Origin of the sequence: Neoalteromonas arenosi, from assembly GCF_030362855.1 — a bacterium.
Lineage (GTDB): Bacteria > Pseudomonadota > Gammaproteobacteria > Enterobacterales > Alteromonadaceae > Alteromonas_E > Alteromonas_E arenosi.
The window spans coordinates 166,451-192,050 of record NZ_JAUCBP010000001.1 but is presented as its reverse complement, the minus strand read 5'-3'; the positions used below and the strand labels follow the sequence as shown (position 1 = coordinate 192,050).

General features: G+C 47.4%; 22 protein-coding genes. 21 read left to right on the top strand and 1 reads right to left on the bottom strand.

From position 1 onward, the window contains the following. Nucleotides 1-14: 14 nt before the first annotated feature. Nucleotides 15-2,846: an excinuclease ABC subunit UvrA gene (uvrA, locus tag QTP81_RS00870; RefSeq protein ID WP_289363063.1), complete on the bottom strand. Its 2,832-nt coding sequence runs from the start codon at nucleotides 2,844-2,846 to the stop codon at nucleotides 15-17. Between the two features lie 197 nt (nucleotides 2,847-3,043). On the opposite strand from uvrA, the gene QTP81_RS00865 reads away from it, so the two are divergent. The 21 genes from QTP81_RS00865 to QTP81_RS00765 all read left to right on the top strand — a co-directional run bounded on the left by QTP81_RS00865 (nucleotide 3,044) and on the right by QTP81_RS00765 (nucleotide 25,584). Beyond that, a complete protein-coding gene (locus tag QTP81_RS00865; protein ID WP_289363061.1) occupies nucleotides 3,044-4,393 on the top strand; it encodes an MFS transporter in 1,350 nt (449 codons plus the stop codon). A 12-nt stretch (nucleotides 4,394-4,405) separates the two neighbouring features. Beyond that, entirely contained in the window at nucleotides 4,406-4,969 is a 564-nt protein-coding gene (ssb, locus tag QTP81_RS00860) for a single-stranded DNA-binding protein (protein ID WP_289363060.1), read from the top strand. A gap of 129 nt (nucleotides 4,970-5,098) precedes the next feature. Then, complete coding sequence (locus tag QTP81_RS00855) at nucleotides 5,099-5,599, top strand: hypothetical protein (protein ID WP_289363059.1); 501 nt, start codon at nucleotides 5,099-5,101, stop codon at nucleotides 5,597-5,599. 239 nt (nucleotides 5,600-5,838) lie between these two features. Next, the gene (locus QTP81_RS00850) at nucleotides 5,839-6,717 is read left to right on the top strand and encodes an MSHA biogenesis protein MshI (RefSeq protein ID WP_289363058.1); all 879 of its coding nucleotides are present in this window, start codon (nucleotides 5,839-5,841) and stop codon (nucleotides 6,715-6,717) included. Continuing rightward, complete coding sequence (locus tag QTP81_RS00845; protein WP_289363057.1) at nucleotides 6,714-7,316, top strand: PilN domain-containing protein; 603 nt, start codon at nucleotides 6,714-6,716, stop codon at nucleotides 7,314-7,316. Before QTP81_RS00850 ends, QTP81_RS00845 begins: the two co-directional genes overlap by 4 nt. Then, the gene (locus QTP81_RS00840) at nucleotides 7,316-7,960 is read left to right on the top strand and encodes a hypothetical protein (RefSeq protein ID WP_289363055.1); all 645 of its coding nucleotides are present in this window, start codon (nucleotides 7,316-7,318) and stop codon (nucleotides 7,958-7,960) included. Before QTP81_RS00845 ends, QTP81_RS00840 begins: the two co-directional genes overlap by 1 nt. Before the next feature lies 1 nt (nucleotide 7,961). Next, nucleotides 7,962-8,318, top strand: coding sequence for a hypothetical protein (locus QTP81_RS00835; protein ID WP_289363054.1), 357 nt, complete (start codon nucleotides 7,962-7,964; stop codon nucleotides 8,316-8,318). A 64-nt stretch (nucleotides 8,319-8,382) separates the two neighbouring features. Continuing rightward, a complete protein-coding gene (mshL, locus tag QTP81_RS00830) occupies nucleotides 8,383-10,005 on the top strand; it encodes a pilus (MSHA type) biogenesis protein MshL (protein ID WP_289363370.1) in 1,623 nt (540 codons plus the stop codon). A gap of 2 nt (nucleotides 10,006-10,007) precedes the next feature. Next, nucleotides 10,008-10,916 (top strand): ExeA family protein, encoded by a 909-nt coding sequence (locus tag QTP81_RS00825; protein ID WP_289363053.1) that lies wholly within the window; start codon nucleotides 10,008-10,010, stop codon nucleotides 10,914-10,916. Next, a complete protein-coding gene (locus tag QTP81_RS00820) occupies nucleotides 10,913-11,995 on the top strand; it encodes a tetratricopeptide repeat protein (RefSeq protein WP_289363052.1) in 1,083 nt (360 codons plus the stop codon). The genes QTP81_RS00825 and QTP81_RS00820 overlap by 4 nt, the downstream gene beginning before the upstream one ends. Continuing rightward, the gene (locus tag QTP81_RS00815) at nucleotides 11,992-13,836 is read left to right on the top strand and encodes a GspE/PulE family protein (protein ID WP_289363051.1); all 1,845 of its coding nucleotides are present in this window, start codon (nucleotides 11,992-11,994) and stop codon (nucleotides 13,834-13,836) included. Before QTP81_RS00820 ends, QTP81_RS00815 begins: the two co-directional genes overlap by 4 nt. Further along, the gene (locus tag QTP81_RS00810) at nucleotides 13,829-15,061 is read left to right on the top strand and encodes a type II secretion system F family protein (RefSeq protein WP_289363050.1); all 1,233 of its coding nucleotides are present in this window, start codon (nucleotides 13,829-13,831) and stop codon (nucleotides 15,059-15,061) included. The genes QTP81_RS00815 and QTP81_RS00810 overlap by 8 nt, the downstream gene beginning before the upstream one ends. After that, the gene (locus QTP81_RS00805; protein WP_289363049.1) at nucleotides 15,061-15,570 is read left to right on the top strand and encodes a hypothetical protein; all 510 of its coding nucleotides are present in this window, start codon (nucleotides 15,061-15,063) and stop codon (nucleotides 15,568-15,570) included. Before QTP81_RS00810 ends, QTP81_RS00805 begins: the two co-directional genes overlap by 1 nt. Before the next feature lie 25 nt (nucleotides 15,571-15,595). Continuing rightward, nucleotides 15,596-16,258 (top strand): prepilin-type N-terminal cleavage/methylation domain-containing protein, encoded by a 663-nt coding sequence (locus QTP81_RS00800; protein ID WP_289363369.1) that lies wholly within the window; start codon nucleotides 15,596-15,598, stop codon nucleotides 16,256-16,258. Between the two features lie 81 nt (nucleotides 16,259-16,339). Continuing rightward, nucleotides 16,340-16,855: a prepilin-type N-terminal cleavage/methylation domain-containing protein gene (locus tag QTP81_RS00795; RefSeq protein WP_289363048.1), complete on the top strand. Its 516-nt coding sequence runs from the start codon at nucleotides 16,340-16,342 to the stop codon at nucleotides 16,853-16,855. 73 nt (nucleotides 16,856-16,928) lie between these two features. Further along, complete coding sequence (locus tag QTP81_RS00790) at nucleotides 16,929-17,495, top strand: type II secretion system protein (RefSeq protein ID WP_289363047.1); 567 nt, start codon at nucleotides 16,929-16,931, stop codon at nucleotides 17,493-17,495. Then, on the top strand, nucleotides 17,485-18,081 hold the full coding sequence (locus QTP81_RS00785) for a type IV pilus modification PilV family protein (protein ID WP_289363046.1): 597 nt from the start codon (nucleotides 17,485-17,487) through the stop codon (nucleotides 18,079-18,081). Before QTP81_RS00790 ends, QTP81_RS00785 begins: the two co-directional genes overlap by 11 nt. Continuing rightward, a complete protein-coding gene (locus tag QTP81_RS00780) occupies nucleotides 18,081-18,935 on the top strand; it encodes a PilW family protein (protein ID WP_289363044.1) in 855 nt (284 codons plus the stop codon). The genes QTP81_RS00785 and QTP81_RS00780 overlap by 1 nt, the downstream gene beginning before the upstream one ends. A 28-nt stretch (nucleotides 18,936-18,963) precedes the next feature. Beyond that, entirely contained in the window at nucleotides 18,964-19,362 is a 399-nt protein-coding gene (locus QTP81_RS00775) for a type II secretory pathway protein (RefSeq protein ID WP_289363043.1), read from the top strand. A 1-nt stretch (nucleotide 19,363) separates the two neighbouring features. Continuing rightward, nucleotides 19,364-24,391 (top strand): LamG domain-containing protein, encoded by a 5,028-nt coding sequence (locus QTP81_RS00770; protein ID WP_289363042.1) that lies wholly within the window; start codon nucleotides 19,364-19,366, stop codon nucleotides 24,389-24,391. Nucleotides 24,392-24,540: 149 nt separating this feature from the next. Then, nucleotides 24,541-25,584 (top strand): rod shape-determining protein, encoded by a 1,044-nt coding sequence (locus tag QTP81_RS00765; protein ID WP_289363041.1) that lies wholly within the window; start codon nucleotides 24,541-24,543, stop codon nucleotides 25,582-25,584. Nucleotides 25,585-25,600 lie beyond the last annotated feature (16 nt).

Below are 25,600 nucleotides of genomic sequence, written 5' to 3'. Positions count from 1 at the left end.
ACTGATCGCGTTTTTTATTGTTGTTTTAACATGGGTTTTAAGAAGTGACCCGTGTGCGATTCACTGACTTTACAAATATCCTCGGGCGTCCCCTCAGCGACTATTGTGCCACCACCAGAACCTCCTTCTGGACCGAGATCGACTATCCAATCGGCCGTTTTTATAACGTCGAGGTTGTGCTCGATCACCACTACAGTATTGCCGTGATCGCGTAGGCGATGCAATACCGTTAACAATTGTCGGATATCGTGGAAGTGTAAACCTGTGGTCGGCTCATCGAGAATATACAGGGTCTGGCCGGTATCGCGCTTGGATAATTCTTTTGCCAGCTTAACCCGTTGCGCTTCACCACCAGAGAGCGTAGTAGCTGCTTGGCCCAACCGAATATACGACAATCCCACATCCATCAATGTTTGCAGTTTACGGCTGATCGAAGGTATCGCGTCGAAAAATTCCCGTGCCTCTTCAACGGTCATCTCTAATACTTCGTGGATATTCTTATTTTTAAAGCGGATTTCCAATGTTTCGCGATTATAGCGCTTACCTTTACACACATCGCACGGTACATATACATCCGGTAAGAAGTGCATCTCAACCTTAATTACACCATCACCTTGGCATGCCTCACAACGACCACCCTTGACGTTAAAACTAAAGCGACCCGCTTTATAGCCACGCGAACGTGACTCTTGCGTGCCTGCAAATAACTCGCGTATGGGCGTGAAAATACCGGCGTAAGTCGCTGGATTTGAGCGCGGGGTACGGCCGATAGGACTTTGGTCAATATCGACCACTTTATCGAGGTGCTGCATGCCATCAATCGACTTGTAGGGGGCGGGCTCGCCGGTAGTCGCTTTGTTGAGTTCGCGATGCGCAATACGGTAGAACGTATCGTTTACTAGGGTTGACTTACCAGATCCCGAGACACCTGTGACACAGGTCATTAAGCCAATCGGTACGCGCAACGTGACGTCTTTTAAGTTGTTGCCCGTAGCGCCTTCTAACACCACAAATTGGTTGTCTTTGGGTTTGCCGCGCTTGGACGGCACTGCTATTAATTCACGACCACTCAAATAAGCGCCGGTCAGCGATTTCTCGCTGGCGAGAATATCTTCGAGTTTGCCTTGAGCAATAATTTCGCCGCCATGTACACCCGCGCCTGGACCGATATCAACAATATAGTCAGCCTCGCGCACAGCGTCTTCGTCGTGCTCAACCACAATTACGGTGTTGCCCAAGTCACGCAAATGCGTCAGGGTTTTAAGTAAGCGTGCATTGTCGCGTTGATGCAGGCCAATCGAAGGCTCATCTAATACGTACATAACCCCAACTAGCCCCGCACCGATTTGGCTGGCGAGTCGGATACGCTGTGCTTCCCCACCGGAGAGCGTATCAGCACTGCGAGACAGGGTTAGGTAATTGAGACCAACATTGACCAAAAAGCCCAAGCGATCTTGGATCTCTTTAAGGATTTTCTCGGCAATTTGCGCCCGTTGACCGGTCAGTTCGAGGTTGGCAAAGAAGTCAAAAGCCTCGGCAATTGATTTCTCAGTCACCGTTGGCAGGTTTACCTCATTGATAAACACATTACGAGCCTCTAGCCGCAATCGCGAGCCGCCGCAACTAGAACAAGGTTGATGACTTAAATACTTGGCAAGTTCCTCGCGCACCGCATTTGATTCGGTCTCGCGATAGCGCCGCTCCATATTCGGAATAATGCCCTCAAACGGATGGTTGCGTTCCATCACATCGCCACGGTCATTGATGTACTTAAACTTCAGCGATTTGCCTTTGCTGCCTTGCAGCACCACCTCTTGCGCTTTTTCATCTAAGGATTCAAAAGGCACCGTTAGGTCGAAATCGTAGTGATCAGCAACCGCTTGCAACATCTGGAAGTAATAATAGCTGCGTTTATCCCAACCGCGGATAGCGCCACCTGACAGACTGAGTTCAGGGTTGGTAACAACACGCGCAGGATCAAAAAACTGCCGAGTGCCTAGTCCGTCGCACGAAGGGCAAGCTCCAGCGGGGTTGTTAAATGAAAATATACGTGGCTCCAGCTCTGCAATGCTGTATCCACAATGTGGGCATGCAAAGTTTGCAGAGAAGACAACTTCTTCCTGTTCAGGATCGTCCATGTAGGCGACTTTGGCATTGCCCGCAGATAATTGTAGGGCAGTTTCGAATGATTCTGCCAAGCGCAATTGCAGGTCGTCGCGGACCTTAAAGCGGTCTACCACCACTTCAATAGTATGCTTTTTGTGTAAGTCCAGTTCGGGAGGATCTGATAAGTCACAGACTTCACCATCGATTCGAGCGCGAATAAACCCTTGTGCAGATAAGTTCTCTAAGGTTTTTACATGCTCCCCTTTGCGATCTTGCACAACTGGGGCTAACAACATTAGTTTGGCACCCTCTGGCATAGCCAAAACGCGATCAACCATTTGACTCACCGTTTGGGCGTTAAGTGGTACATGGTGATCAGGACAACGCGGCTCGCCTACTCGTGCGTAAAGTAAACGCAAGTAATCATAGATTTCAGTGATCGTACCGACTGTAGACCGCGGGTTGTGAGAAGTTGATTTTTGCTCAATTGAAATCGCTGGTGACAAGCCTTCGATGTGGTCTACGTCTGGCTTTTCCATCATCGATAAAAACTGGCGCGCATAGGCTGACAACGATTCCACATACCGGCGCTGACCTTCTGCGTATAGCGTATCAAATGCCAATGATGATTTACCTGATCCAGAGAGGCCGGTAATAACTATCAACTGGTCTCGAGGGAGGGTCAGATTAATGTTCTTGAGATTGTGAGTGCGTGCCCCGCGTACTTCAATTTTGTCCATGATGACCTAGAGAAAACGAAAACCGCCAGTATGCCACACTGGCGATTAAAAAAACTGGTTAGTTGCGAATTGATGTGTAAATCTTTTCGCGCGAATGCTAGAAAAAACCGTGTGTATAACTATGAGTTTCAAGGTTATCCGGATCAACCATTTGTGATACACTTGCGCGCCGCAATAATGTAGTAAAGAAAAGATAATTGAACGCAGCTGAATTTCGCGCAGCCTTCTCTCTGGCTGCAGTTTACATGTCTCGTATGCTCGGCCTATTTATGGTAATGCCAGTGCTGGCTGTTGCCGCTGTGGAACTGGACGGTTTTTCGCCGGTTTGGTTGGGGTTAGCGATCGGCGGGTACGGGTTGACTCAGGCGGTACTGCAGATACCGGTGGGAATGCTGTCTGATAGGTTCGGCCGTAAGCCAGTTATATATGTTGGTCTGACGGTATTTGCCATCGGTAGTGTAGTTGCTGCACTGGCAGAGAATATGACAGGTTTAGTCATTGGGCGGGTGCTGCAAGGTATGGGTGCCATCGCTGGTTCTGTTATGGCGCTTGCCGCAGATACGACGCGCGCGGAGCAGCGGACCAAAGTGATGGCAATTATCGGCATCTCAATCGGTATGTCATTTTACGTAGCGGTTTTAATTGGGCCTTTGCTGGCCGGTCAATGGGGTTTATCTGGACTGTTTTGGGTGACCGCAGGTCTAGCTATCGTGTCGATACTTTTAGTCATTTTTGTAGTGCCCACGCCTACCGCGCAACACGCTAATCCTGAGACATTGCCGCAGCAACATCATTTGCGCTTCGTACTAAACCATCAGCCGTTATTGAAATTAAATGTGAGCGTTGCGTTGCTGCATATGCTGATCACCACACTTTTTATATTGATCCCACCACAATTGATAGAGGCGGGATTTGCACTCGGTGAGCATTGGCAAATATACCTACCGGTATTACTGCTTTCGATTGTTTTTCTTGGCATCATCATGCGTGCAGCAGCCAAGGTGAAAACGGGTGTCAGTATTCAGTTTTGCATTTTTCTTATGGCGATAGCTATTGTGGGATTAGCATGGCTTCCGCTGACCGTCTCATCACTGCTGACCTTGTTGGTCGCTTTTTTTGCTGGATTTAATTATCTGGAAGCACGCATGCCTGCTTTGGTCAGTATTTTTGCGCCTGCCGGTGCGCGCGGCACAGCCATGGGTGTGTATGCTAGTTGTCAGTTTTTCGGTGCATTTCTCGGTGGCTTATGGTCTGGCCTGATTACCAGTTGGCATGGTACCGAAGCAGTGTATGCTGTTATTATCACTGTAACGATTTTGTGGATGGGTTTATTTTTCAGATTCAATACCCATCCTTCCATAAAACGCGTTACACTACGCATTGAGAATGCGGCAACTAGTGCAGATCAAGTTCGTCAAACGCTGACCCAGATCCCTGGTATTGTGGAAATAAACCCCGCATTAGAGCAACACCTTGTGTACTTAAGAGTCGATCATCGATTTGATCATCAGCGCGCACAAGATGCACTAGCAAAAAACAATAATTAGGAGAAACAATTCATGGCCAGTCGAGGCGTCAATAAAGTAATTTTGGTCGGGAATTTAGGTAACGATCCAGAAATCCGTTACATGCCGAATGGCAATGCAGTAGCCAACCTTAGCATCGCAACCAGTGAAAGTTGGAAAGACCAACAAGGTAATATGCAGGAACGGACCGAATGGCACCGCGTAACAATGTACCGACGCCTCGCTGAAGTTGCGGGTGAGTATCTGAAAAAAGGCTCACAGGTCTACCTCGAAGGAAAGCTGCAAACGCGTAAATGGCAGGATCAACAAGGCCAAGATCGTTATACGACTGAAATCATTGCCGACCAAATGCAAATGTTAGGTGGCCGCGGCGAAGGCGCGGGTCAAGGCGGTGGTTATCAGCAGCGCCCACAGAATCAAAATGCCGGTGGCCAACAAAGCGGTCAGCACAGTGGCAATCAAGGCCAGGGCGGTCAAAACCAAGGCGGTTATCAACCGCAGCCAGGTGGTGGTCAACGCCCACCTCAGAATCAAGGTAATCAGCCACCACCAATGGCAGAGCCAGACTTTGATTTTGACGACGATATTCCGTTCTAAGTTCCAGTACTATAAATTTACTAAGCCTCTTATTTTAAGGGGCTTTTTTGGTTGCGCTGATTCCCGACATATGTCATCTTTTTATCGCCCTATGCCATTATCGACGGGTTAGTTTTTCAGGAGGAAAAAATGAAACTAAAAGGTTTATTGAGTGCTGGCCTAGCATTGTTAATTTCATTATCTGTAGCAACTGCTGACGCTAAGATTCTGGTCGATTTGGCCAAACAACAGGGGCATACCGCATGTCTGTCAACAATCGAAATGCTACACGATTTCATTGGTAACAATTACGGTGCGCGCGTTCTATCAGCAACCGAAAACCCTAATAGCCAGCCAATAAGCTATTTTATTGAGCAAAACTTCTCTGACGGAGATGTTCAATACAATATGACAATTACGCCAACAGCCGATGGATATTGTACGTTTGAATATACGCGAACGTGGTCTGAGCGCAAGTCCTGTATTGCTTGGGCAAATCAACAGCAAGATTACAAATACGTAGATAGCGTAAACCGCAATGTGTCGGCGTTTGAAACTGACGGTGGTCTAAAATTATTTGCATCAAACTTGCCCGATGGAAGTTGTCTGTTAATTAAAAAAGAGATTGGTTTGCGACACAACAAGCGCTAGATTTGAAAAACCGGCAGCCATTTCCGTGGCGTCGGCTTTTTTATTTTCATCAGAGAGTTAACACAATTTGTATGGATCTCTGATTTCATCTTTGCTCGGTGGTTTTAACAGTAGAAGTTTACTGTTATCTTTGATGTAATTGAGTCAGATAACGCGACAACAATAAAATAATGCGAATCGGATGGCGGCAATACATAAAATCTAAGTTTCAGCGTAAGTCCTCCTACGCGGCTATAGGCGTGAGTTTGTCTGAAGATACCGCGAGTTTCTGTGCGATTACACATCACCAATCCCAGCCTAATATCGCCTTATATCACGAAGTCCCTACAATCCAATGGCAGAAAGAACTTGTTAATTGGGTTAATAAAAACAAGATTGGAAATGCGCTTTGTGGCGTGTCTATCGGCACACATGCATACAACGTTTACCAAGTTGAAAAGCCGCAAGTGCCTGATAACGAGTTACGTCAAGCACTCTCCTGGCCTGTAAAGGAGATGAGCAGCGGTGACAATCGCGAGATGACTTTTGATTATTTTGACTCGCCGGCTCAGGTTGCGGGTCGCAACAATGTAAATGTTTCGCTTGTTGCCAAAGAGGACATTGACGCCATTATCACTGCAACCATGGATGCGGGATTGCAGCTCACAACTATTTCAGTAGAAGAGCTAACCAATTGCGAGATATTGCCGGTAACGGAGGAGCCTGTCATGACTCTGTTACAGCGCGCCGGTGAAGAAATTCAGTTAGCAATCATTAAAAGCGGTGCCTTGTACTTTTCTCGCAGCCTAAAGGGTTTCGAAAACTTAGGCAGTTTTTCAATTGAAGAGCTCAAAATGGGGGTCATGGATTCACTTACTGTGCAATTACAGCGTTCCATGGACTATTTTGAAGGTCAATTGCGCCAGGCGCCAGTACGCAAGATTTTGTTCAATATAGAAGCTTCCAATAGTACAGCAATAGGTCAACAAATCGCAGACATTATGCGTCTTGACGTAGAGCCCTTCGAGTTAGATGTTACCTCTGAAGTCGGTGCAATATCAGGCATGAATTTCCAATGTATCGGCGCCGCGCTAATGGCGTTTAATGAACAGCGCAATGCTACGGGGAGTGCAGCATGAAGCAACGTGTGAATCTCTACCTGCCTGAATATAGACCGCAATTGGAATTGATGAGCTTAGGGACGGTTGTAACGCTGTTTGTCGTACTGCTGTTGATAGTCATTGGTGTTCGTATAGGCTTGACACTGCAGGGCAGTGTTGATCAAAAACGACTTGTGAGCCTGCAAGACAACATTAACCAGAAACAAAGTTTAGCCAACGAACTTACGCAAGCACTGAAAGACCGAAACGAAGATCCGCAATTACTTGCGGTGTTTGCGGGCCTACAAGACACATTACAGGATAAGCAGCGCCTTAAAGAGGCTCTTGAAGATCGAGAAAACCTGAAATCCACAAGCTTTTCGTTGATGCTTCAAGAACTTGCACAACAGCATCAAGATGATTTGTGGTTGACGCGCATAAGCATCACCGAAGACAGTATGATTTTTGATGGTCAGGCGTTGCAGCCTGAGTCAGTTCCGCAATGGGTGAGTCGTTTAGGTGGGACACAGTATTTTTCGGGTAAGCAATTTGATCAAGCTAGGGTGTTCCGACAAGAACGAGCGTTACTGTTCACGTTGAGTACTTCGCGCGGCAACGAGGCGGGAGGTCAGCAGTAGTGTTCGATAAGTGGAATGAACAGTTCCTTGCTCTGAGCAAGCGCGAACGCAATCTTATTGTCCTTACGGGGGTTATTCTGATTTTATTTGCTGGATTTACATTCATAGTAGAGCCACAAATGAAGGATAATAATCGGGTGACAGCCGACTTGGATACTAAGGAGCTAGAGTTGCTGCAAGCTGAACAAAATTTGACCTTGCTGCAAGAGGCGATTGCTGACGATCCAAATCGCAAATTAGAGCAGCGCATAGCCGACCTGAATCAGCGCATAGATTCACTGGATTTAGAGTTCGCGACGCAAATGCGCGAACTTGTGCCTGCTAAGCAAATGCCTTTGGTCATCGAGCAAATGCTGGCGGCGGCTGATAACTTAACGCTTGTAGAGTTTGCCTCGATCGCGCCTGTTAGTGTGTTTGCTGATGATGCTGAAAATGCTGACCTGCCGCTTTACCAACATGGGGTAAAGTTTGTTTTTGAAGGTGGCTACGCCAATGTACTGCACTACCTTGAAACGGTTGAGGCCTATCCTTATCAAATTTACTGGCGCTCACTCGACTATCAGGTAAGTGAATATCCCAATGCGACTATTACTTTAGAGTTGTTTACACTCAGTACTAGCCGAGCTTTTATGGGGGTGCAGTAACATGACGAGACTTGGATTTGGATTATTGCTTATTTGCGCTGCTACGGCGCAAGCTCAGGGGATTAAGGATCCAACGCGGCCAACTAACATGCCAGCAATAGCGAATACATCTGCAGGCAGCACTACGCAAAATGGCAGCCTAAATCTCGATGCAGTGTTATTCACTCAACGCCACCGTGTAGCAGTAATCAACGGTGTCCCGATGCGCGTTGGTGATGAGTACTTAGGGACTAAAATAAAACAGATTGAAGCCGACAGTGTGGTAGTTGAGCTGTCTTTAAACGGCACAATTGAGGAGCGTGTGCTCCATGTGAATTCAACGGGTGAAATAAAGAGCAATGCAACAGAAACATTCTAATAACACACACAACTCCTCTTCAGTCTTGTCGCGTTGGGGAACTTCTGTGCTTGCTGCCACAGTCATGCTGGCGGGCTGTTCGACAACTCCGCCTAGCCATGTGGAAACATCACTCCAACAGCAACTACAAGAACAGGTCGCCAATGAGCAGCAAACACAACAGCAGCAAGTTGATGAATTGCAAGAGTTGCCGGCAGCAGTCACTGCAGCTCTACAAGCGCCACCTAGTGCCCAAGATTCAGGCCTGTTTGGCAGTGAGAAATACGATATTAACGCTCAAGGTGTGGACGCTTCAGCATTTTTTGCCGGCTTGGTGACCGACACGCCTTACAGTGTGGCGATGCACCCAGAAGTTAGCGGCACTATATCGATGAACTTAAAACAAGTGTCTTTAGATCAAGTGTTTGATTTGGTTGGGGAACTGTACGGGTTTGACATCGATCGTCAAGGAACTATTTATCGCGTTCGACCGTCGGGTATGCGCACCGAGACATTCAATATCAATTACTTGCTTATGCAACGCGATGGGGCTACGCAAACCAGTATCATTTCAGGCGGCGTTTCTCAATCTCAAGGCAACAATCAAAGCGGTGGCAACGGTGCCCTCAACAATTTCAGCGGCAACAGTCAGAACAGCAATAATCTCGGCGGTGGATTGAATAACAATGTCAACGGCACGGTGATTAGCACCCGAACGGAAACCAATTTTTGGGAAGACTTGCAAGGCGCGTTGCAATCAATGATTGGCACTGAAGATGGCCGTGTAGTGTTTGTAACACCCCAAGCCGGTCTAGTGACAGTGCGAGCCTTGCCTGAGGAATTGAAATCAGTGCGGGACTATTTGCAAGTGTCTGAGACAAATCTGCAACGTCAAGTAGTCTTAGAGGCGCGAATTTTAGAGGTGTCGCTAAATGATGAATATCAGCAAGGGATCAACTGGAACCAAGTATTAGCCCATGCCGGCAGTACAGACTTTGAATTCTCGACCTCAGCCGGGACTTTGGGCAATGAGGTTTCTGCCGCATTAGGCGGTGTAACTAGCCTTTCTTTCTTAAACCAGGATTTCTCGGGCGTACTTAACTTGCTATCCACTCAGGGCAATGTACAAGTCCTTTCCAGTCCAAGGGTCACAGCCACCAACAACCAAAAGGCAGTTATCAAAGTAGGTGATGATGAATACTTTGTGACTGATGTATCGAGCCAAAATACGATCACTTCAACAACGACATCTGTTGTGCCGGACATTGAGTTAACGCCATTTTTCTCTGGCATTGCGCTTGATGTAACCCCGCAGATTGATGAACGAGGGAGTGTGCTGTTACACATTCACCCATCGGTCATAGAGACGCAAGAACAAGAGAAAGTTGTGACGTTGAACCAAGAGCAAATTGTATTGCCATTGGCACAAAGCACAATTCGTGAATCGGATACCGTTATTCGCGCAAACTCCGGCGAAATTGTCGTGATTGGTGGTTTGATGCAGTCCAGTATCACAGAAGTTAATTCTAAAACACCATTGCTGGGCGATATTCCATTTTTTGGCGAGCTATTCAAGAATCGCCGCGACAAAGAAGTAAAAAGTGAGTTGATTATTTTGTTAAAGCCAACTGTCGTTGGTGTTGGTACGTGGTCTGAACAACTACAGATGAGCCAAGAGCAAATGGCTGACTGGTTATACGTGGATTAGCCATGTACCTGTATCACTTCGGGATCAAGGAGCTCCCGTTTACACTCACCCCAAACACGCAATACTTCTTTGGCTTGCCTAGTCATCAAGAGGCGTTGCAGGTGTTGACCACTGCTTTGAAAACCGGTGAGGGATTTATCAAGGTGACAGGTGAAGTAGGGACTGGGAAAACCCTTATTTGCCGTAAGTTACTTAATGAACTACCCGATCACTTTGTGTCTGCGTACATCCCCAACCCAATGTTATCGCCATCGGAATTGCGTCGGGCGGTTGCGACCGAGCTAGGTGTTGAGTTAACTGAAAACAGTGATCAACAAGAGTTTACTCAGCGCATCCAGCAACGATTAATCGATATTCACCAACAGCGTCAGAGCGTAGTATTAATAATAGATGAGGCACAAGCACTGCCGGTAGAGTCGATTGAGTCATTGCGCTTAATGACAAACTTAGAAACAGAATCACGTAAATTATTGCAGGTTGTATTGTTTGGCCAGCCTGAACTCGATGAAAAATTGGGTTTGCCTGAGTTAAGGCAGTTAAAGCAACGAATTACGTTTAGCTATTCACTTCGCCTTATGGATGCCGATCAGGTCCATCAATATGTTCAGCACCGAATGCGAATCGCCGGTTACTCGGGTGTAGAGTTATTTGACCGGCGTTGTGCAGAGGCGTTGTTTAGAGCTAGCCAAGGGACACCACGCGTCGTCAACGTGTTGTGCCACAAAGCCCTGATGCTGGCTTACGGTCAGGGGCGAAACAAAATCGAAACAGCCGATATTCGCGCGGCAATAGCTGATACAGAAGCCGCCCACGCACTCAAGCCAACCTACTGGATAATCTGGACCCTAGTACTATTAACCTGCGTTGCGTTCACGCTACTGGTGTATTTTGCGCCATGGAGTCGACAATGAGCGTGGTAAATCAAATGCTCAAAGACTTAGAACAGCGTCAAGCGGATGAACATGGCGTTTCTGCGGTTTATCAGCCGTCGAGCAAATCAAAACAAGTACCGCTGAGCTGGGTTATTGTTATTGTACTGTTACTATTAATGGCTGGCATGGTGGGTTGGTACTTACATAGCAATCAAACCCATCCAAGTGTAAAAGAGCACGCTAGTCAATCTGAGCAACAAACGCTAGTCACTGAAGTTGCAAACGCTAAACCGATGGCGGTTAAAACCGACCCTGAGGCAGAACAACAAGAACAATTAGCAACCGTTGAACCGATCGACGGCACCGTTCTCGAATCGGTAACTACAACCGTCAGTGACGCAATGTTAGAGCCGGCTGAGAATGCGCAGATTGCACCGGAGCCGGTTGCCGTTCAAGTATCGGAAATGCCGGTCAATATTAGGTCTGATGATGAGGTTGTTGTTGAAACTCCTAGCGCTTTCTCCAAGCAGTCTGCAACGGGCAACAGTGACGCTTCATCATTGCGCGACAGAGCTCAAGCGGCTGTCCGTTCCGGGCAAGATGAACTCGCTATCCAATTGTTAGAACAGTTGATTGTGCAAGAGCCGACGAACACGGCGGCGCGCAAAAAATTAGCGGCGCTGTTGTTTGCTCAAGGTCAGGTTGTTCGCGCTCGTGTTGTGTTAGATGCAGGGGTGCAATTATATCCTCAAGATGCCAGCATGCGCTTGATGTTGGCGCGTTTATTGGAGCAACAACAACAGACACAGGCCGCGTTTGCGATATTGAATCCAGAGGGCACATTAACCAGCATAAATGCTGAATATTTAGGTGTCCGAGCGGCGATGGCTGACCAATTGGGGGAATACGCCATTGCGTTTGAAGACTACATGCGCTTGACCCAGCTGCAACCGGAACAGGCGCGTTGGTGGCTTGGACTAGCAATATCAAGTGAACGAGTCGGTGCATCTGCGCAAGCGTTGGCTGCCTATCAGCAAGCTGCAAGTATGAATCAGTTAAGCCGCGACGTGCAGCGCTTTGTGCAACAGCGAATCAGTCTTCTAGTAGGTGCCCAATGAATCAGCAAAAACGAATCAGATTAGGCGACTTACTTGTACAACATGAATTGATTACTAATGATCAATTAATGGAAGCACTTGCGGAGCAGCGCAAAAGTGGCCGTAAACTGGGTGCCACGCTGATTGAAATGCAATTGGTCAGCGAAGCTCAGTTATTACAGTTGCTGTCAGAGCATTTAAAAGTGCCGCTGATAGATATTGATCAGTATCGAGTCGATCCTAATGCGGTGCGATTACTGCCAGAGATTCAGGCACGCCGATACCGCGCTCTTGTACTTGAAGACAAAGGGGATCATTTACTGGTTGCGATGAGTGACCCTGCAGACTTAGCCGCAATTGACAGTCTTAATGAACTGTTAGCCAAGCCGGTCAAGGTTGCCGTGGTCAGTGAAGGGCAGCTGTTCGGGGCTTACGATAATTTCTATCGCAAAACAGAAGAAATTGCTTCGTTTGCTCAAGAGCTTGCCGAAGAGTACGACACTGATGATGAGTTTGATCTAACCGGCGATCTCGAGGAGGGCAATGACACTGCTGTCGCGAAGTTACTCCAGTCTATTTTCGAGGATGCGGTTCAAGCCAAAGCGTCAGATATACATATCGAGCCCGATGAGAACCAATTGCGCATTCGCCAGCGGGTTGATGGTGTATTGCAAGAAACGGTCATCAAAGAAAAGAACATAGCTGCCGCATTGGTCTTACGGCTAAAACTGATGGCGGGGCTGGATATCTCTGAGAAGCGGCTACCGCAAGACGGCCGGACACAAGTTAGGATCAAAGGTCACCGAATTGATGTGCGTTTATCAACAATGCCGATCCAAGCGGGCGAGTCGGTCGTGATGCGTTTACTTGATCAATCAGCGGGTGTGCTAACACTTGATCAAACCGGCATGCCAAATACGATACTGGCGCGCTTTAGGACGTTATTGAAACGGCCGCATGGCATGATCTTGGTTACAGGTCCAACTGGGTCGGGTAAAACTACAACCCTTTACGGCGCATTGAGTGAATTAAATCAAGCGGCGAAGAAAATAATCACCGTTGAAGATCCGGTTGAGTACCGTTTGCCTCGAATTAATCAAGTACAGGTTAACAACAAAATCGATTTGTCGTTTAGTAGCATCTTACGTACCACACTGCGGCAAGATCCAGATATCATCATGGTGGGCGAGATGCGTGACCATGAAACCGTCGAGATCGGTTTGCGTGGTGCTTTGACCGGTCACTTGGTACTTTCAACCCTGCATACCAATGACGCTATCAGCAGCGCAATTCGACTGCTCGATATGGGGGCGCCGGGTTACCTGGTAGCGACATCACTACGCGCTATTGTTGCACAGCGTCTTGTCAGACGCGTCTGTGACAATTGTAGTGTCGATTATCAGCCTGACGAAGACGAATTATTCTGGTTGAATCATATCGAAGAGTCCGCAGGTGAGATCACGTTTAAACGTGGGTTAGGCTGTCAAAAATGCAACCAGACTGGCTACCGCGGTCGTGTTGGTGTGTTTGAATTGCTTGAGATGAATGAACAGATGATGACTGCGCTGAAGACGAATGACACAGAATCGTTTTCGCAAGCAGCAAGAGAGAGCAAGGGGTACCGACCGTTAGCTCACACTGCTTTAACTTACGCTAAAATGGGTGTGACAACGGTTGAGGAAGTATTAAAGTTGGTCGAGATCGTGGCAGAACGCGATATCGATTATCAGTTGGATGAAACCTCACATCTTGAGCAAATACAGGCGCCGCAGGAAGTAAAAAGTCAGTCATTAGGCAACACTGCAGAGCCGACTCAGGGGCTGGGTGGTGGGTTGAGTCTGGAGGATATTCCAGATGGCTAAATTTAGTTATACCGGACGTCAGGTAGATGGGGAGTTAACCCGCGGCGTGATTGATGCGGCTGATGAATCCACAGCGGCAAAAATGTTAGCGTCGCGCAGCATTGTGCCGATTGAAATATTAGCCGGTACACGCAGTAGCAAAGGTCAGGAATCATCTCAAAATGTTAACTTCCTAACACCGGGGGTTAAGCTTGACGACTTAGTGATCTTTGCCAGGCAAATGTATTCTCTAACGCGTGCCGGTATTCCGATTTTGCGCTCAGTAGCTGGATTGGCCGACACAACAACGTCATTGCGAATGCGTATTGCATTGCAAGATGTCATCGAGCAATTAGAGCGTGGGCGGAACTTGTCTTCGGCTATGAATCAACATCCAAAGGTGTTTACCCAACTGTTCGTTTCGGTTGTTCACGTGGGTGAAAACACGGGGCAATTAGACTTAGCTTTTTTACAGTTGGCAGAATACTTGGAACGCGAGCAAGAGACGCGCAAGCAAATTAAAGCGGCAACGCGTTACCCGATGTTTGTTATTTTTGCGCTTATCATTGCGTTAATCGTAATGAATATATGGGTCATACCTATTTTCGCGAGTATGTTCAGTCGGTTTGATGCAGAGTTGCCATTGATGACGCGAATTTTAATGGGAATGTCTGATTTCTTCCTAACCAAATGGCCTTATATGGTTGGCTGTTTAGCGCTGGCTGGATTTGCCGTTTACCGTTATTTGCAAACCGAAAAAGGGCGCTGGAATTGGGATCGTACAAAATTGCGTCTACCGATCGTTGGCAACATTATAGAACGTTCGTTACTGGGCCGTTTCTCGCGTAGTTTTGCCATGATGCTAAAGGCAGGAGTACCTTTAACCACGGCGCTTAATTTAGTTGCTGACGCGGTCAGTAATGCGTTTATGGCGGAAAAAGTATTGGATATGCGGCGTTCAATTGAGCGTGGCGAGAACCTAACTCGCGTGGCAAATGCCAGCGGTTTGTTTACTCCTTTAGTTATGCAAATGATCAGTGTTGGCGAGGAGACCGGACGAGTTGATGAATTGTTGGCGGAAACCGCAAGCTACTATGAACGAGAGGTCGATTACGACTTAAAGAGTCTGACGTCGAAAATTGAGCCAATTCTGATTGGTATCGTTGCGGGTATGGTTTTAGTACTGGCATTGGGCATATTTACACCAATGTGGGATATGATGGGCGCAATTCGAGGGGGCAACTAATGAAGCCAAACGACGTCTCAGAAAGAGCCCACAGCAATATCTTTAGTAATATTATTATTGTGGTTTTGTTCGTTGCCCTGATGGTAGTTGCAATCCTGTACTTTAATGAGTCCGAACCAGATGTTCATGCTGAGATGATGGACAATCTCGCCCAACAATTTACCAGTAATACAATCAACGCGCATTGGCAGTGGCAGGCTGAAGGGCGACCGCAGATGATCATGATGGTGCAATATGACTTTCAAGGCCGAGAAACCGGCCGCAGGCCTTTGCGCATGTCCCCGTCGGGTTGGCCCTTTGTTGGCAATGACAGCCAAGGCTGCGAACGGGTCTGGCAAGGGGTGCTAAATATGCAGTCCCGCGTTGATGATTTTCGAGTGATTGCCGAGTATTACGATGACGGTGTTGACGAAAATGGCCAGACGCAGCAGCGATGCCGCTTCAGGCTATCAACAGGCCCTTATTTTGACTATTATGTGAATAGCGGTAGAGTGGAACGAAATGACTAAACAATTGATTTTTCATGGAGATGCTATGACCTGGCAGCAATTAGTGGCAGAACGAGCAAATAAGCACAGGTTGCATAAACCACAGCGCGGCAGGGGCTTTACCTTAATCGAGCTCGTAATCGTGGTTGTGCTGCTGGGCTTATTAGCTGCAGTTGCTATACCTCGGTTTTTAGATGTCACCGAAGATGCAGAGGATGCTACTGTCGAGGGGGTCGCTGGGGGATTCGCCACTGCCGTTGGGTTGGTTCGTGCGCAATGGGAGCTGGAGGCGCGCCCACAGGACAATGATGGTACTAACCAAACATTTGTCACCATTGATGGTATTCGCGTAGGTATCGATAAAGATACGGGTTATCCAACCGGGCAATTGAACAACGACAGTAGTTCAGAAGATGATGCTCTTTCGACGCTGGATTGTGAGAGTATTTTTAATTTAATTATGGCCAGTGCGCCAACTATCTCATCGGATTGGAACGAAAGACCTTTTGAAGAGGCGCGTTATTTTACCAATTTGAGCGAGGGGACCGGCTCGGGTAACAACGACGTATGTTATTACTACTTGACCGCTACGATTAAAAATCGCACTGCAGAGCCTCTGGATAACACCGCGGGTAATGGCTTTATTTATGACCCGCGTATCGGGCAAGTAATTGTGTTTAGCAATAACACCAACAATGGCAACAATTAGTGTATTAGCTTGGATGCTGATACATAACTTTATGGATAATAATAATTTTAAATTTAGTTAGTTAACTTTGAGGAAATAAACATGCAACAACGTGGTTTTACTTTGATTGAATTGATCATAGTTATCGTTATTTTGGGTATTCTGGCGGTGACTGCGGCGCCACGTTTCATCGATTTACAAGGTGATGCGCGCGCATCTACCTTGCAAGGCGTAAAAGCAGCGTTGCAGGGTGGCTCACAATTGGTTTATGCAAAATCAGCTATTGCTGGTGAGCAGGCTACTGCCAATGGTGCAGGGGCTGCCGCTGAAGATACGCAAGCGGTCGTAAACGGCGTGGCTGTTGAAACGGATTTTGGTTATCCAGCAGCTACCGCGAGCTTAGCGATTACGGATATTGCACCTTGGGCAACGCTTGAAGATGCTGATTGGACCTTAACCAACAGCACTGACTCTGAAGTTATAGCGGGCACTTTCGTAATTACGCCTGAGGGCACTGCAGCGACTTCGACAACGGCTGATCAATGTCAGGTTGTGTATGCGGAAGCTGCTGACGCTAACTCTGCACCGGTAATTACCGTCCAAGATACTGGCTGCTGAGCAGTCAGTTCCCCATAGTCTGGGGGTCTTCATTGTGCGTATAGTTGCCTTTTTAGCAGGCCGGTCGCAGTGGATGATAAACTTTCCGAAGCGGCCGGTCTCCCGGCCGTCGTTATCTAGTCAATCTGGATTCAGCCTGGTTGAGCTAATAACCGTTATATTGCTGATTGGCATATTGAGCGTGGTTGCAATTGCGCGTTTTAGTGATTCAACGGGCTTCGCCGAGTTCACCTATCAAAATCGACTTATTAGCGCCTTGCGCAACATGCAGCAACGCGCGATGCAGGACAGTCGCAGTGGCTTTTGCTATCAAATTAATATTGTCAGCGGCGCGGTTTCACCCGCCTTTGGTCCACCCAGTACCAATTACACAGCGGGTAATCAGGCCAATACTTGTGCGTCGAATATTGATGCAAACACAGATTTTTTGGCGACTACTAGCACTGAGATAGCTGAACAAGGGCTAACGATTTCAATAACTGACAATGGTAATAACAACGTCACCTTTATTGGGTTTGATGGGTTGGGAAGACCACAGTCTAACATTAGCAATTGTTTTGCTGGCTGCAGGGTCAACTTTGTTGGTGAAACGCGAGCCTCAGTTTGCATCGAATCGCAAGGGTATGTGCATGCGTGTTAATTTACGTCGACTTGCTCAGAACGGTTTTACGCTTATCGAGTTGATTGCTGGCATCGTTGTGTTTGCTGTCTCATTGACCATTGTCACTGGACTTGTCGCTAGTCAATCCCGACAAAGTATCGACCCGATTTGGCAGGTAAAAGGCATTGAGCTAGGGCAGAGCTTACTCAATGAAATAAATGCTAAAGCGTTTGATGAAAACTCTGATAGAGCTGGGGGGAATGACCGCTGTAATGAACTCGTAACCTGCTCGGTAAGCGCCAATCTAGGGGTTGATAGCGGCGAAGTACGAGAAAGTTTTGACGATGTTGACGACTTCCATGGACTAGACGCAACAGGCGACGCAATTAAAAATTCACTTGGGGAAACGATTGCAGGTCCAGATGGGAACTTCTACCAAGGTTTCCGCGCTCGTGTGTCGGTATTTTACGATGATAACGCCGATGGTATTAATGACGACGATCTCAATCAGGACGGTACACTCGACACAGGGGTTCTAGTCGGCAATCAAAAGCTGATTCGAATCGTTATCACCACGCCAGGAGGCGATGATATTTCGTTCTCAAGTTTTAGGACAAACTTCTGATGCGTAAGGTCTCGGGGTTTACCCTAATTGAATTGATTACTACTTTAGTTATCCTGACTATCGTATCAATTGGCATCAGTGGTTTTATTCGCTCAAGCATGGGAATTTTCGCCGATGTGACAGAACGCGAGCAATTACTGAGCGATAGCCGCTTCGTAATTGAGCGTCTTACGCGTGATATTCGCAATGCGGTGCCAAGTAGCGTTCGCGTGGCAGGAAACTCAAACGTCCACTGTTTACAGCTTGTACCCATTGACTACAGCACCTTTTATCTCTCCGCGCCGATTTTACCCAGTACTGATACAACACTTGAAGTCGTAGAGATGGGGGATATTGAAGGCAATGCCTATGTGCCCGCTGGCTTTGGTACCTTTGCAGTTATTTTTCCGACGCGCACACAAGACGTGTATGACCCTAGCCAAGGTAGACGTCAAGACGTACTCGCGTGCAGTGACGGTGGAGTAGACGCTAGTTGCGGTACTCTAGATGACCCAGATAATAAAGCACAAATTACCGTTGATGAGGCCTTTGCAACCACTTCCCCAGCTGATCGCGTATATTTTGCCAGCTTCGCACACAGCTATTGCGTGCGTAATGGTGGGGTGTATTTTTATCGTACTGAAACGTCGCCTACACAACCGGTTTTCACTGCTGGTGGCGAGATAATGGCCGAGTTTGTAGACAATCAACTATCCAGTAATCCACGCTCCCAATCGGCCGGGAGTGATGATCCCTTTCGGATTTTCGATGCGAGTTTGCTGAGTAACGCCTCGGTGCAAATACGCCTGCGCTTTGAGCGCAATGATGAAGTACTCAACTATAATCATGAGGTCCATGTCACCAATGTACCTTAACTATCGACCAAGCCGACAAAGCGGGAGTATGCTCATCATTTCTTTGTTCGTCATTCTAGTACTGGCTTTGCTCGGTATCGCGATGACTCGTATGCTAGCTGCGACGTCACAAGCGACAGTGATTGAAGTTTCAGGATTGCGCGCATTAACTGCGGCACAAACCGGTGCCCAAGTTCTGTTACAACAGACATTTCCGCTCAATTCTCCGATACAGGTGTGTAGTACAACAATTACCAGCCCGGCATCTTTTAGCAATATCGAGGGGTTAGCGGGTTGCAGTTATATTGCAACCTGTACGACCGAGTCAGTCGACAAGAATGGTGTTGCTAATAATTACTATCGATTCTCAAGTATAGGGCAATGTATAGTCGGAGAAGTAGTAGTGAGTCGACAAGTGTCGTTAGATGCGATGCAGGAGCAACCCTAGTATGAAGCGTTTAGGTGCAGTATTACTTGCGATGTGGTCATCCTGCGTCATCGCAGTTGAATGTGTGGATGTATTTCCGGATCCCGCGTCCTCATTTGCCGCCAATGGTGAATTAGAAATGAAACTGAATGCGCGTATTTATGGTAGTGATGGCATTCTGTCTTTCAACGAAATAAACGACCAAACTGGCGGTAACAACAGTTGCGATACACAGCCGTGTGTCGCAGGTCCTACGAATAGTGCAAATTTGCAACTATCACCGTTTCGATTTAGTCGCTCCAATCAAGATGTTAAAGTGCGCCGCAACACAACGGCTTCTCTTGCAGCGGGAAGTTATGATGATGTCACCATTGAAGCTGGTGCTCAGCTCACATTAAACAGCACTAATGGAACCTATATTATTGATGACCTTAGTGCCAAGCAAAACACAGTTCTGTATCTCAATGGAGGAGATTATTGGATTAAAGAGCTGAAACTCGCGCAAGGTGTTCGGTTGATCGTAACGGGCAGCGAGGCGGCGACGATTTATGTACAGGAAGCTATTTTTCAGCTCAATTCACAAATCAATTTTAATAACGAGCCATCTAAACTTTCGCTGATCAGCTATGACGAGGTCAAACTCAACCAAGGAGTCTTGTTAAATGGCTTCGTGTATGCGGCATCAGAAGTTGAATTGCAACTCAATGCACAAATTACCGGCGCAGTTAATACTACTGAACTCAAATTGGCGCAGGGCTCAAGTATTACCTACGCGCCAGACGACTTGACTACAGCCGACTTTGGCACCGCTTGTATTAGTTCTGCGCCAGCCCCCGACCCTATTAGCCATTGGCCAATAGATGTTTGTTCGCTATCTGGAACTATTGACGAGATCCTTGACATTGAAGGCGGTAATCATGGGCAGGCACTAAATGGTGCGGGGGTCGATTATGATGGTCAGTATTGCCAGGCCGGTAGCTTTAGTGGCAGTGGGGATGTCATTTCGATCCCACACACGGACGACTATCACATTGCCAGCGGTACAGTATCATTTTGGTTTAAGGTGCCTGATCTATCTTTTAGTAATCGTTCTAGCGCCGGCGGCATGGGCATTTTCTCAAAGGATTCAACCTCCTTCGACGATGGCGGCCACCTAACAATGTGGGTAACCAGTAGCGGAGCAATTCGCGTCCGAATGCAAAGCACCGCAGCAAGCGCGACGTTGCAAACTACAAATTTAATCAATGAAGATCAATGGCATCATGTCGCTTTTACCTTTGGTACAAGTGGCATACAACTCTATATCGACGGTGTATTACAAGGTTCGAATAATGGCTTTACCAGCGGTTTAGGCAATAATCGCGAGCCTATAATTCTCGGCGGTAACGCGTGGCAGACTAGTGATAATGCAAGTCCGGCTAATGAGTTAAAAGACTTGTTCAAAGGCAGTATCGATGATCTAAAACTTTTTGATCAGCAGTTATCGAGTGCTCAAATAACCAACCTTTTCAATGAAATAGCCGGCACCTGTCAAACCTGTCAAAGTGATGCTGAATTAACAGCGCATTGGCCGCTCGACCTGTGTTCTGTGAATGGTAGCAGTGGTGAAATTGTTGATATCGTCGGGAATAGTCCAGGGAATACTGTGGGTAATGCTGGAACCTTAAACGATGGAAAATTTTGCCAAGCGGGTCGACTCGACGGAACTGGAGCCCATATCAATATTCCGCATACCTCTGCGATGGAATTAAGTGCTGGAAGTCTCTCACTTTGGATTAAAGTGTCAGACCTCGATTATTCCAACAGTAGTGATGTGGGGGGGATGGGAATTCTCTCCCGTGATTCTACAAACTTCGATAATGGTGGGCACCTGACTATCTGGTTGGAAAGCGACGGAAGTGTTAATGCGCGTCATCAAAGCACGAGTGCGAGTTATAATCTCGATTCTAATGCGGGCCTAATTGCTGAAAATACGTGGCATCACATCGTATACAGCTTCGGCAATCAGCGCATGCGACTGTTTGTCGATGGTGTGCAAGTTGCAACGAATGCGAGCTATGGTGGTGGAATCAATGGAAACTCTGAGCCTCTTATTCTGGGCGCAACCGCGGTTCGCAGTGGCGACGGAGAATCAACACCCAGTCAGTTGCGTGATTTCTTTAAGGGTGATTTAGACGATGTAAGATTGTACCGCAATGAGTTATCGCAAGCGGATGTTGTTGAACTGTATGAAGCATCAAGCTATGTGTGCACTAACTGCACTGGCGATCTGCCCGTTGCGTTTTATCAGTTTGAGCAGGAGGAATATGCAGCGCCTGGTGATGTACTCGATTCCTCAGCCAATGCTTTTGACGCTGATCCCATCGGTAATGTTGCTCCCATACTGCCCGATGTACCAATATCGTGCCGCGCATTAGATGTACCGCGAAACTTAACCGTAGATGCTATTGATGCAATCAACACTAAGCTGGATATCAATGAAATTGGTGGGCGCGGTACAATTTCGTTTTGGTATCGTTCAACGAATCCTTGGTTCCGTGGCGGAGCGAGACAATTATTTGATGCCTCACAATTAGCGGATCCCCCGAATCGCAACAATTCTCAAGACAAATATTTCTTTTTAGTCCTGCGCAATAACGGTAGTTTGCGTTTTGCTATGGAAGATAATTTAGACCGAGATTTTAGAGCTGATACCGGTCGAATAAATATTCCTGCCAATCAGTGGGTTCATATTGCAGTGGCCTGGGATCTTGTCAATGATACCGCGCAAATCTATGTTAATGGGCAAGCACAATCTGTACGTATCAGTTCATCTTTACGAACCAGTCAAATAGCTGGGGTTGGAGATTTATACTTCGGCGACATCGGCAACACCTATGTTATTGCTGGGGGAACTGATAATTCGGCATATGGTCAGTACGATGATGTGCGGGTGTACAATTTCACCCAATCCCGCGCACAAATTTTAGCCGATATGGCGGCAGTTACAGAATGTGCGACGATCGATCACTATCAAATTGTGCACTCTGAGCAGGCCCTAACCTGTGATGCAGCAGATGTGACTATACGCGCATGTGCCAATGAAGAGTGCAGTAAATTAGCTGATGTACCGAGTACGGTGACATTATCTCCAAGCGGTTGGGCAGGTGGCGACATCGTAACCTTTACTGGTAGTACCGCGTTGAGTTTGTCGCAGTCAACAGCCGGTACAACAACCATTGGAATAACAGCGGCGGTGCCCGGCGCAGATGTTCAGTGTAATCCTGACTGCTCGATTGAGTTCGTTGACGCTGGATTTGAGTTTTTTAATGTAAACCAGCCAGCTAGCAGCGTATTGGACCCAGTTATCGCCGAGTCAGACCTAGGCGGCATTGGCATCCGAGCTGTACAGAATCAAAATGGTGTATGTGGACCACTGTTGCAAGGTTCTCAAACGGTATCGTTAGAATATGAGTGTGTATCAACCGCTGATGCTCCTTACTCTACCAATCAATGTGCAGTGCCTTTTGCTGGTGTTGCCGTTAATGGCGATGGCTCTGGCAGTAACGCAGGAAATTTACAACTGCAATTCGATAGCAATGGTGAGACGACCCTTACTGGCTATCAATATGCGGATGCCGGACGCTTGGCCGTCGCCATTAGCGCAGTAGTGCAAGGAATTAATATCAGCTCTGGTGCAACCGTAGTTGACAGCGTTCCGGCAGCGCTCAGTGTTACTAGCGATGTTGCAGATCCTCACACTGCTGGTGAGAGTTTTAATCTCAATATTAGTGCATTGGGTGCAAATGGCACCGCACTGCCCAGTTACTCTCCCGGACAATTACAAATGTCCTTACAGCGCTTATCGCCAGCGCTATCAAATGTCGATGGCGCATTATCGCTTGCTGCTGATCTAGAGTTAAACAGTAGCTCTGTATCAAGCTATCGAGACATTAGCGGGTTAAGCTTTAGTAATGGCCAATACAACTATGCACAGGCTTATTTTGAGGAAGTCGGCACGCTTAGTGTCGCCGTTCGAGACCAGGCGTACTTAGGTCAAACAATCACCTCGCAAAATATCACGCTGGGTCGATTTATTCCGGCATACTTTGCAGTGCAAACGCGCAATCAAGGTACACTCGCTGATGCATGTAGTGCTAGTTTTACCTACATCGGCCAAGCATTTGATTTTATCCTGGGTCAAGAGCCAAGCATATCAATCACGGCCTACAACGCCTTGGGTAATGTAACCTCAAATTATGCTGGAGACCTTTGGGAACTGGCCCCAAACACAGCCGATATTAGTTTTGCCGATAGTTCAGGCTACAGCGGCAGTGCAGCGGTAAATCAAATAGGTAATTTGGCAATCCGAGGCAGTGAAAATTATGACGGAGTCACTGAACTCGATTTGTTAAATAGTGAGTTTGAGTATATCAAAGATTCACAACCAACAGCGCCATTTGAGAGTTCTTTGAACCTCACTTTTAGTGCTGACTTCTTTACTGATGCTGATGGTGTTTGTTATCAAAGTAATTACCCCGATGGTTGTGAAGCTTTTTCGGTGGCCAATATACGAGGTACAGAACAGCGGTATGGTAGACTAGTTGTGGGTAACACTTATGGTCCAGAAACGGAAACATTGCCGGTGCCGCTCATCGCTGAATACTTTACAGCTGATGGCTGGCGCACCAACACGCAAGATAGTTGCACCTCGATAGCACTTAGCCAAAGCACTGGCGACATACAGGTGAGTAATGCATCGGTGGGCGACTTTGAAAGTGATATCACATCTCTTTTGAATTCAATGTCCGCGTCAGGCACCTTAGTCGATGGCTTATCTGACCGCACCGACATGCAAGTCGGACCGCCCCTTGACAATAATGGTGAGGGCGTCAGGGGAACTATTTCGATCACTCTCGATCCAACTTCAGGCGCGGTGTGGTCTGATTATTTAAACGTTGACTGGAATCAAGATGGCGTAATCGATAACAACGACGCCCCGACTGGGATTGTATCTTTTGGTGTATACCGAGGTAACGATCGAACAATTCATTGGCGTGAAGTCTTTTAACGCGCGCGTTTTGGCGTGAGATTTTTGTTTGACAATCCGTACCCAGCGCTTGCTGTTAAAGGGCTTGATTGGTAAAGTGTCGGGATATTTTGGGTAGCTGCGTATCGCGGCACTCACCACTGTCAAATTTCACAGGATAAAGGCACTTCATGTTTAAAAAGCTGCGGGGCATGTTCTCTAACGACTTGTCTATCGACCTCGGGACAGCAAACACGCTAATTTATGTTAAAGATCAAGGGATTGTTCTTAATGAACCCTCAGTCGTCGCGATTCGTCAAGAACGCGCTGGAGGACCCAAAAGCGTCGCGGCAGTTGGTGCTGAAGCGAAACAAATGTTGGGGCGTACACCCGGTAACATCCGCGCGATTCGTCCAATGAAAGACGGTGTTATCGCAGACTTCTATGTAACTGAGAAAATGCTGCAACACTTTATCAAGCAAGTTCATGACAATAATTTCCTGCGCCCGAGCCCACGCGTGCTGGTGTGTGTACCTTGTGGTTCAACACAGGTGGAACGCCGTGCAATCCGCGAGTCGGCAATGGGGGCAGGTGCTCGTGAAGTGTTTTTGATCGATGAGCCCATGGCCGCGGCAATTGGGTCCGGCTTACCCGTTAGTGAAGCAACCGGTTCAATGGTTGTCGATATTGGTGGAGGGACCACCGAAGTTGCCATCATTTCATTAAACGGTGTGGTTTATTCATCGTCAGTGCGCATTGGCGGTGATAAGTTTGATGAAGCAATTATCAACTATATTCGCCGTAATTTTGGAAGCTTAATTGGTGAAGCGACAGCCGAGCGGATAAAACACGAGATTGGTGCGGCCTATCCGGGTGAAGAAGTTCGCGAGATTGAAGTACGTGGTCGCAATTTAGCTGAGGGTGTGCCGCGTGGATTTACCCTGAACAGCAATGAAATCCTAGAAGCGTTACAAGAGCCGTTAACCGGCATTGTATCTGCGGTTATGGTCGCGCTTGAGCAATCACCACCAGAGCTTGCGTCTGATATCTCTGAACGTGGGATGGTTCTCACAGGTGGTGGTGCATTATTAAAAGACTTAGATCGCCTATTGATGGAGGAAACCGGTATTCCAGTAGTCATTGCTGATGATCCATTAACCTGCGTCGCACGTGGTGGTGGCAAAGCGTTCGACATGATTGACATGCATGGCGGCGACTTATTTAGCTACGAGTAATTCATGGCTATGGCGG

Coding starts and splice junctions, on each gene's coding strand:
- mshL (WP_289363370.1), top strand. CDS start 8,383: ATGCTGGCGGGCTGTTCGACAACTCCGCCTAGCCATGTGGAAACATCA.
- uvrA (WP_289363063.1), bottom strand. CDS start 2,846: ATGGACAAAATTGAAGTACGCGGGGCACGCACTCACAATCTCAAGAAC.
- QTP81_RS00815 (WP_289363051.1), top strand. CDS start 11,992: ATGAATCAGCAAAAACGAATCAGATTAGGCGACTTACTTGTACAACAT.
- QTP81_RS00800 (WP_289363369.1), top strand. CDS start 15,596: ATGACCTGGCAGCAATTAGTGGCAGAACGAGCAAATAAGCACAGGTTG.
- QTP81_RS00775 (WP_289363043.1), top strand. CDS start 18,964: ATGCTCATCATTTCTTTGTTCGTCATTCTAGTACTGGCTTTGCTCGGT.
- QTP81_RS00810 (WP_289363050.1), top strand. CDS start 13,829: ATGGCTAAATTTAGTTATACCGGACGTCAGGTAGATGGGGAGTTAACC.
- QTP81_RS00770 (WP_289363042.1), top strand. CDS start 19,364: ATGAAGCGTTTAGGTGCAGTATTACTTGCGATGTGGTCATCCTGCGTC.
- QTP81_RS00785 (WP_289363046.1), top strand. CDS start 17,485: ATGCGTGTTAATTTACGTCGACTTGCTCAGAACGGTTTTACGCTTATC.
- QTP81_RS00765 (WP_289363041.1), top strand. CDS start 24,541: ATGTTTAAAAAGCTGCGGGGCATGTTCTCTAACGACTTGTCTATCGAC.
- QTP81_RS00805 (WP_289363049.1), top strand. CDS start 15,061: ATGAAGCCAAACGACGTCTCAGAAAGAGCCCACAGCAATATCTTTAGT.
- QTP81_RS00790 (WP_289363047.1), top strand. CDS start 16,929: ATGATAAACTTTCCGAAGCGGCCGGTCTCCCGGCCGTCGTTATCTAGT.
- ssb (WP_289363060.1), top strand. CDS start 4,406: ATGGCCAGTCGAGGCGTCAATAAAGTAATTTTGGTCGGGAATTTAGGT.
- QTP81_RS00825 (WP_289363053.1), top strand. CDS start 10,008: ATGTACCTGTATCACTTCGGGATCAAGGAGCTCCCGTTTACACTCACC.
- QTP81_RS00835 (WP_289363054.1), top strand. CDS start 7,962: ATGACGAGACTTGGATTTGGATTATTGCTTATTTGCGCTGCTACGGCG.
- QTP81_RS00780 (WP_289363044.1), top strand. CDS start 18,081: ATGCGTAAGGTCTCGGGGTTTACCCTAATTGAATTGATTACTACTTTA.
- QTP81_RS00795 (WP_289363048.1), top strand. CDS start 16,340: ATGCAACAACGTGGTTTTACTTTGATTGAATTGATCATAGTTATCGTT.
- QTP81_RS00820 (WP_289363052.1), top strand. CDS start 10,913: ATGAGCGTGGTAAATCAAATGCTCAAAGACTTAGAACAGCGTCAAGCG.
- QTP81_RS00855 (WP_289363059.1), top strand. CDS start 5,099: ATGAAACTAAAAGGTTTATTGAGTGCTGGCCTAGCATTGTTAATTTCA.
- QTP81_RS00845 (WP_289363057.1), top strand. CDS start 6,714: ATGAAGCAACGTGTGAATCTCTACCTGCCTGAATATAGACCGCAATTG.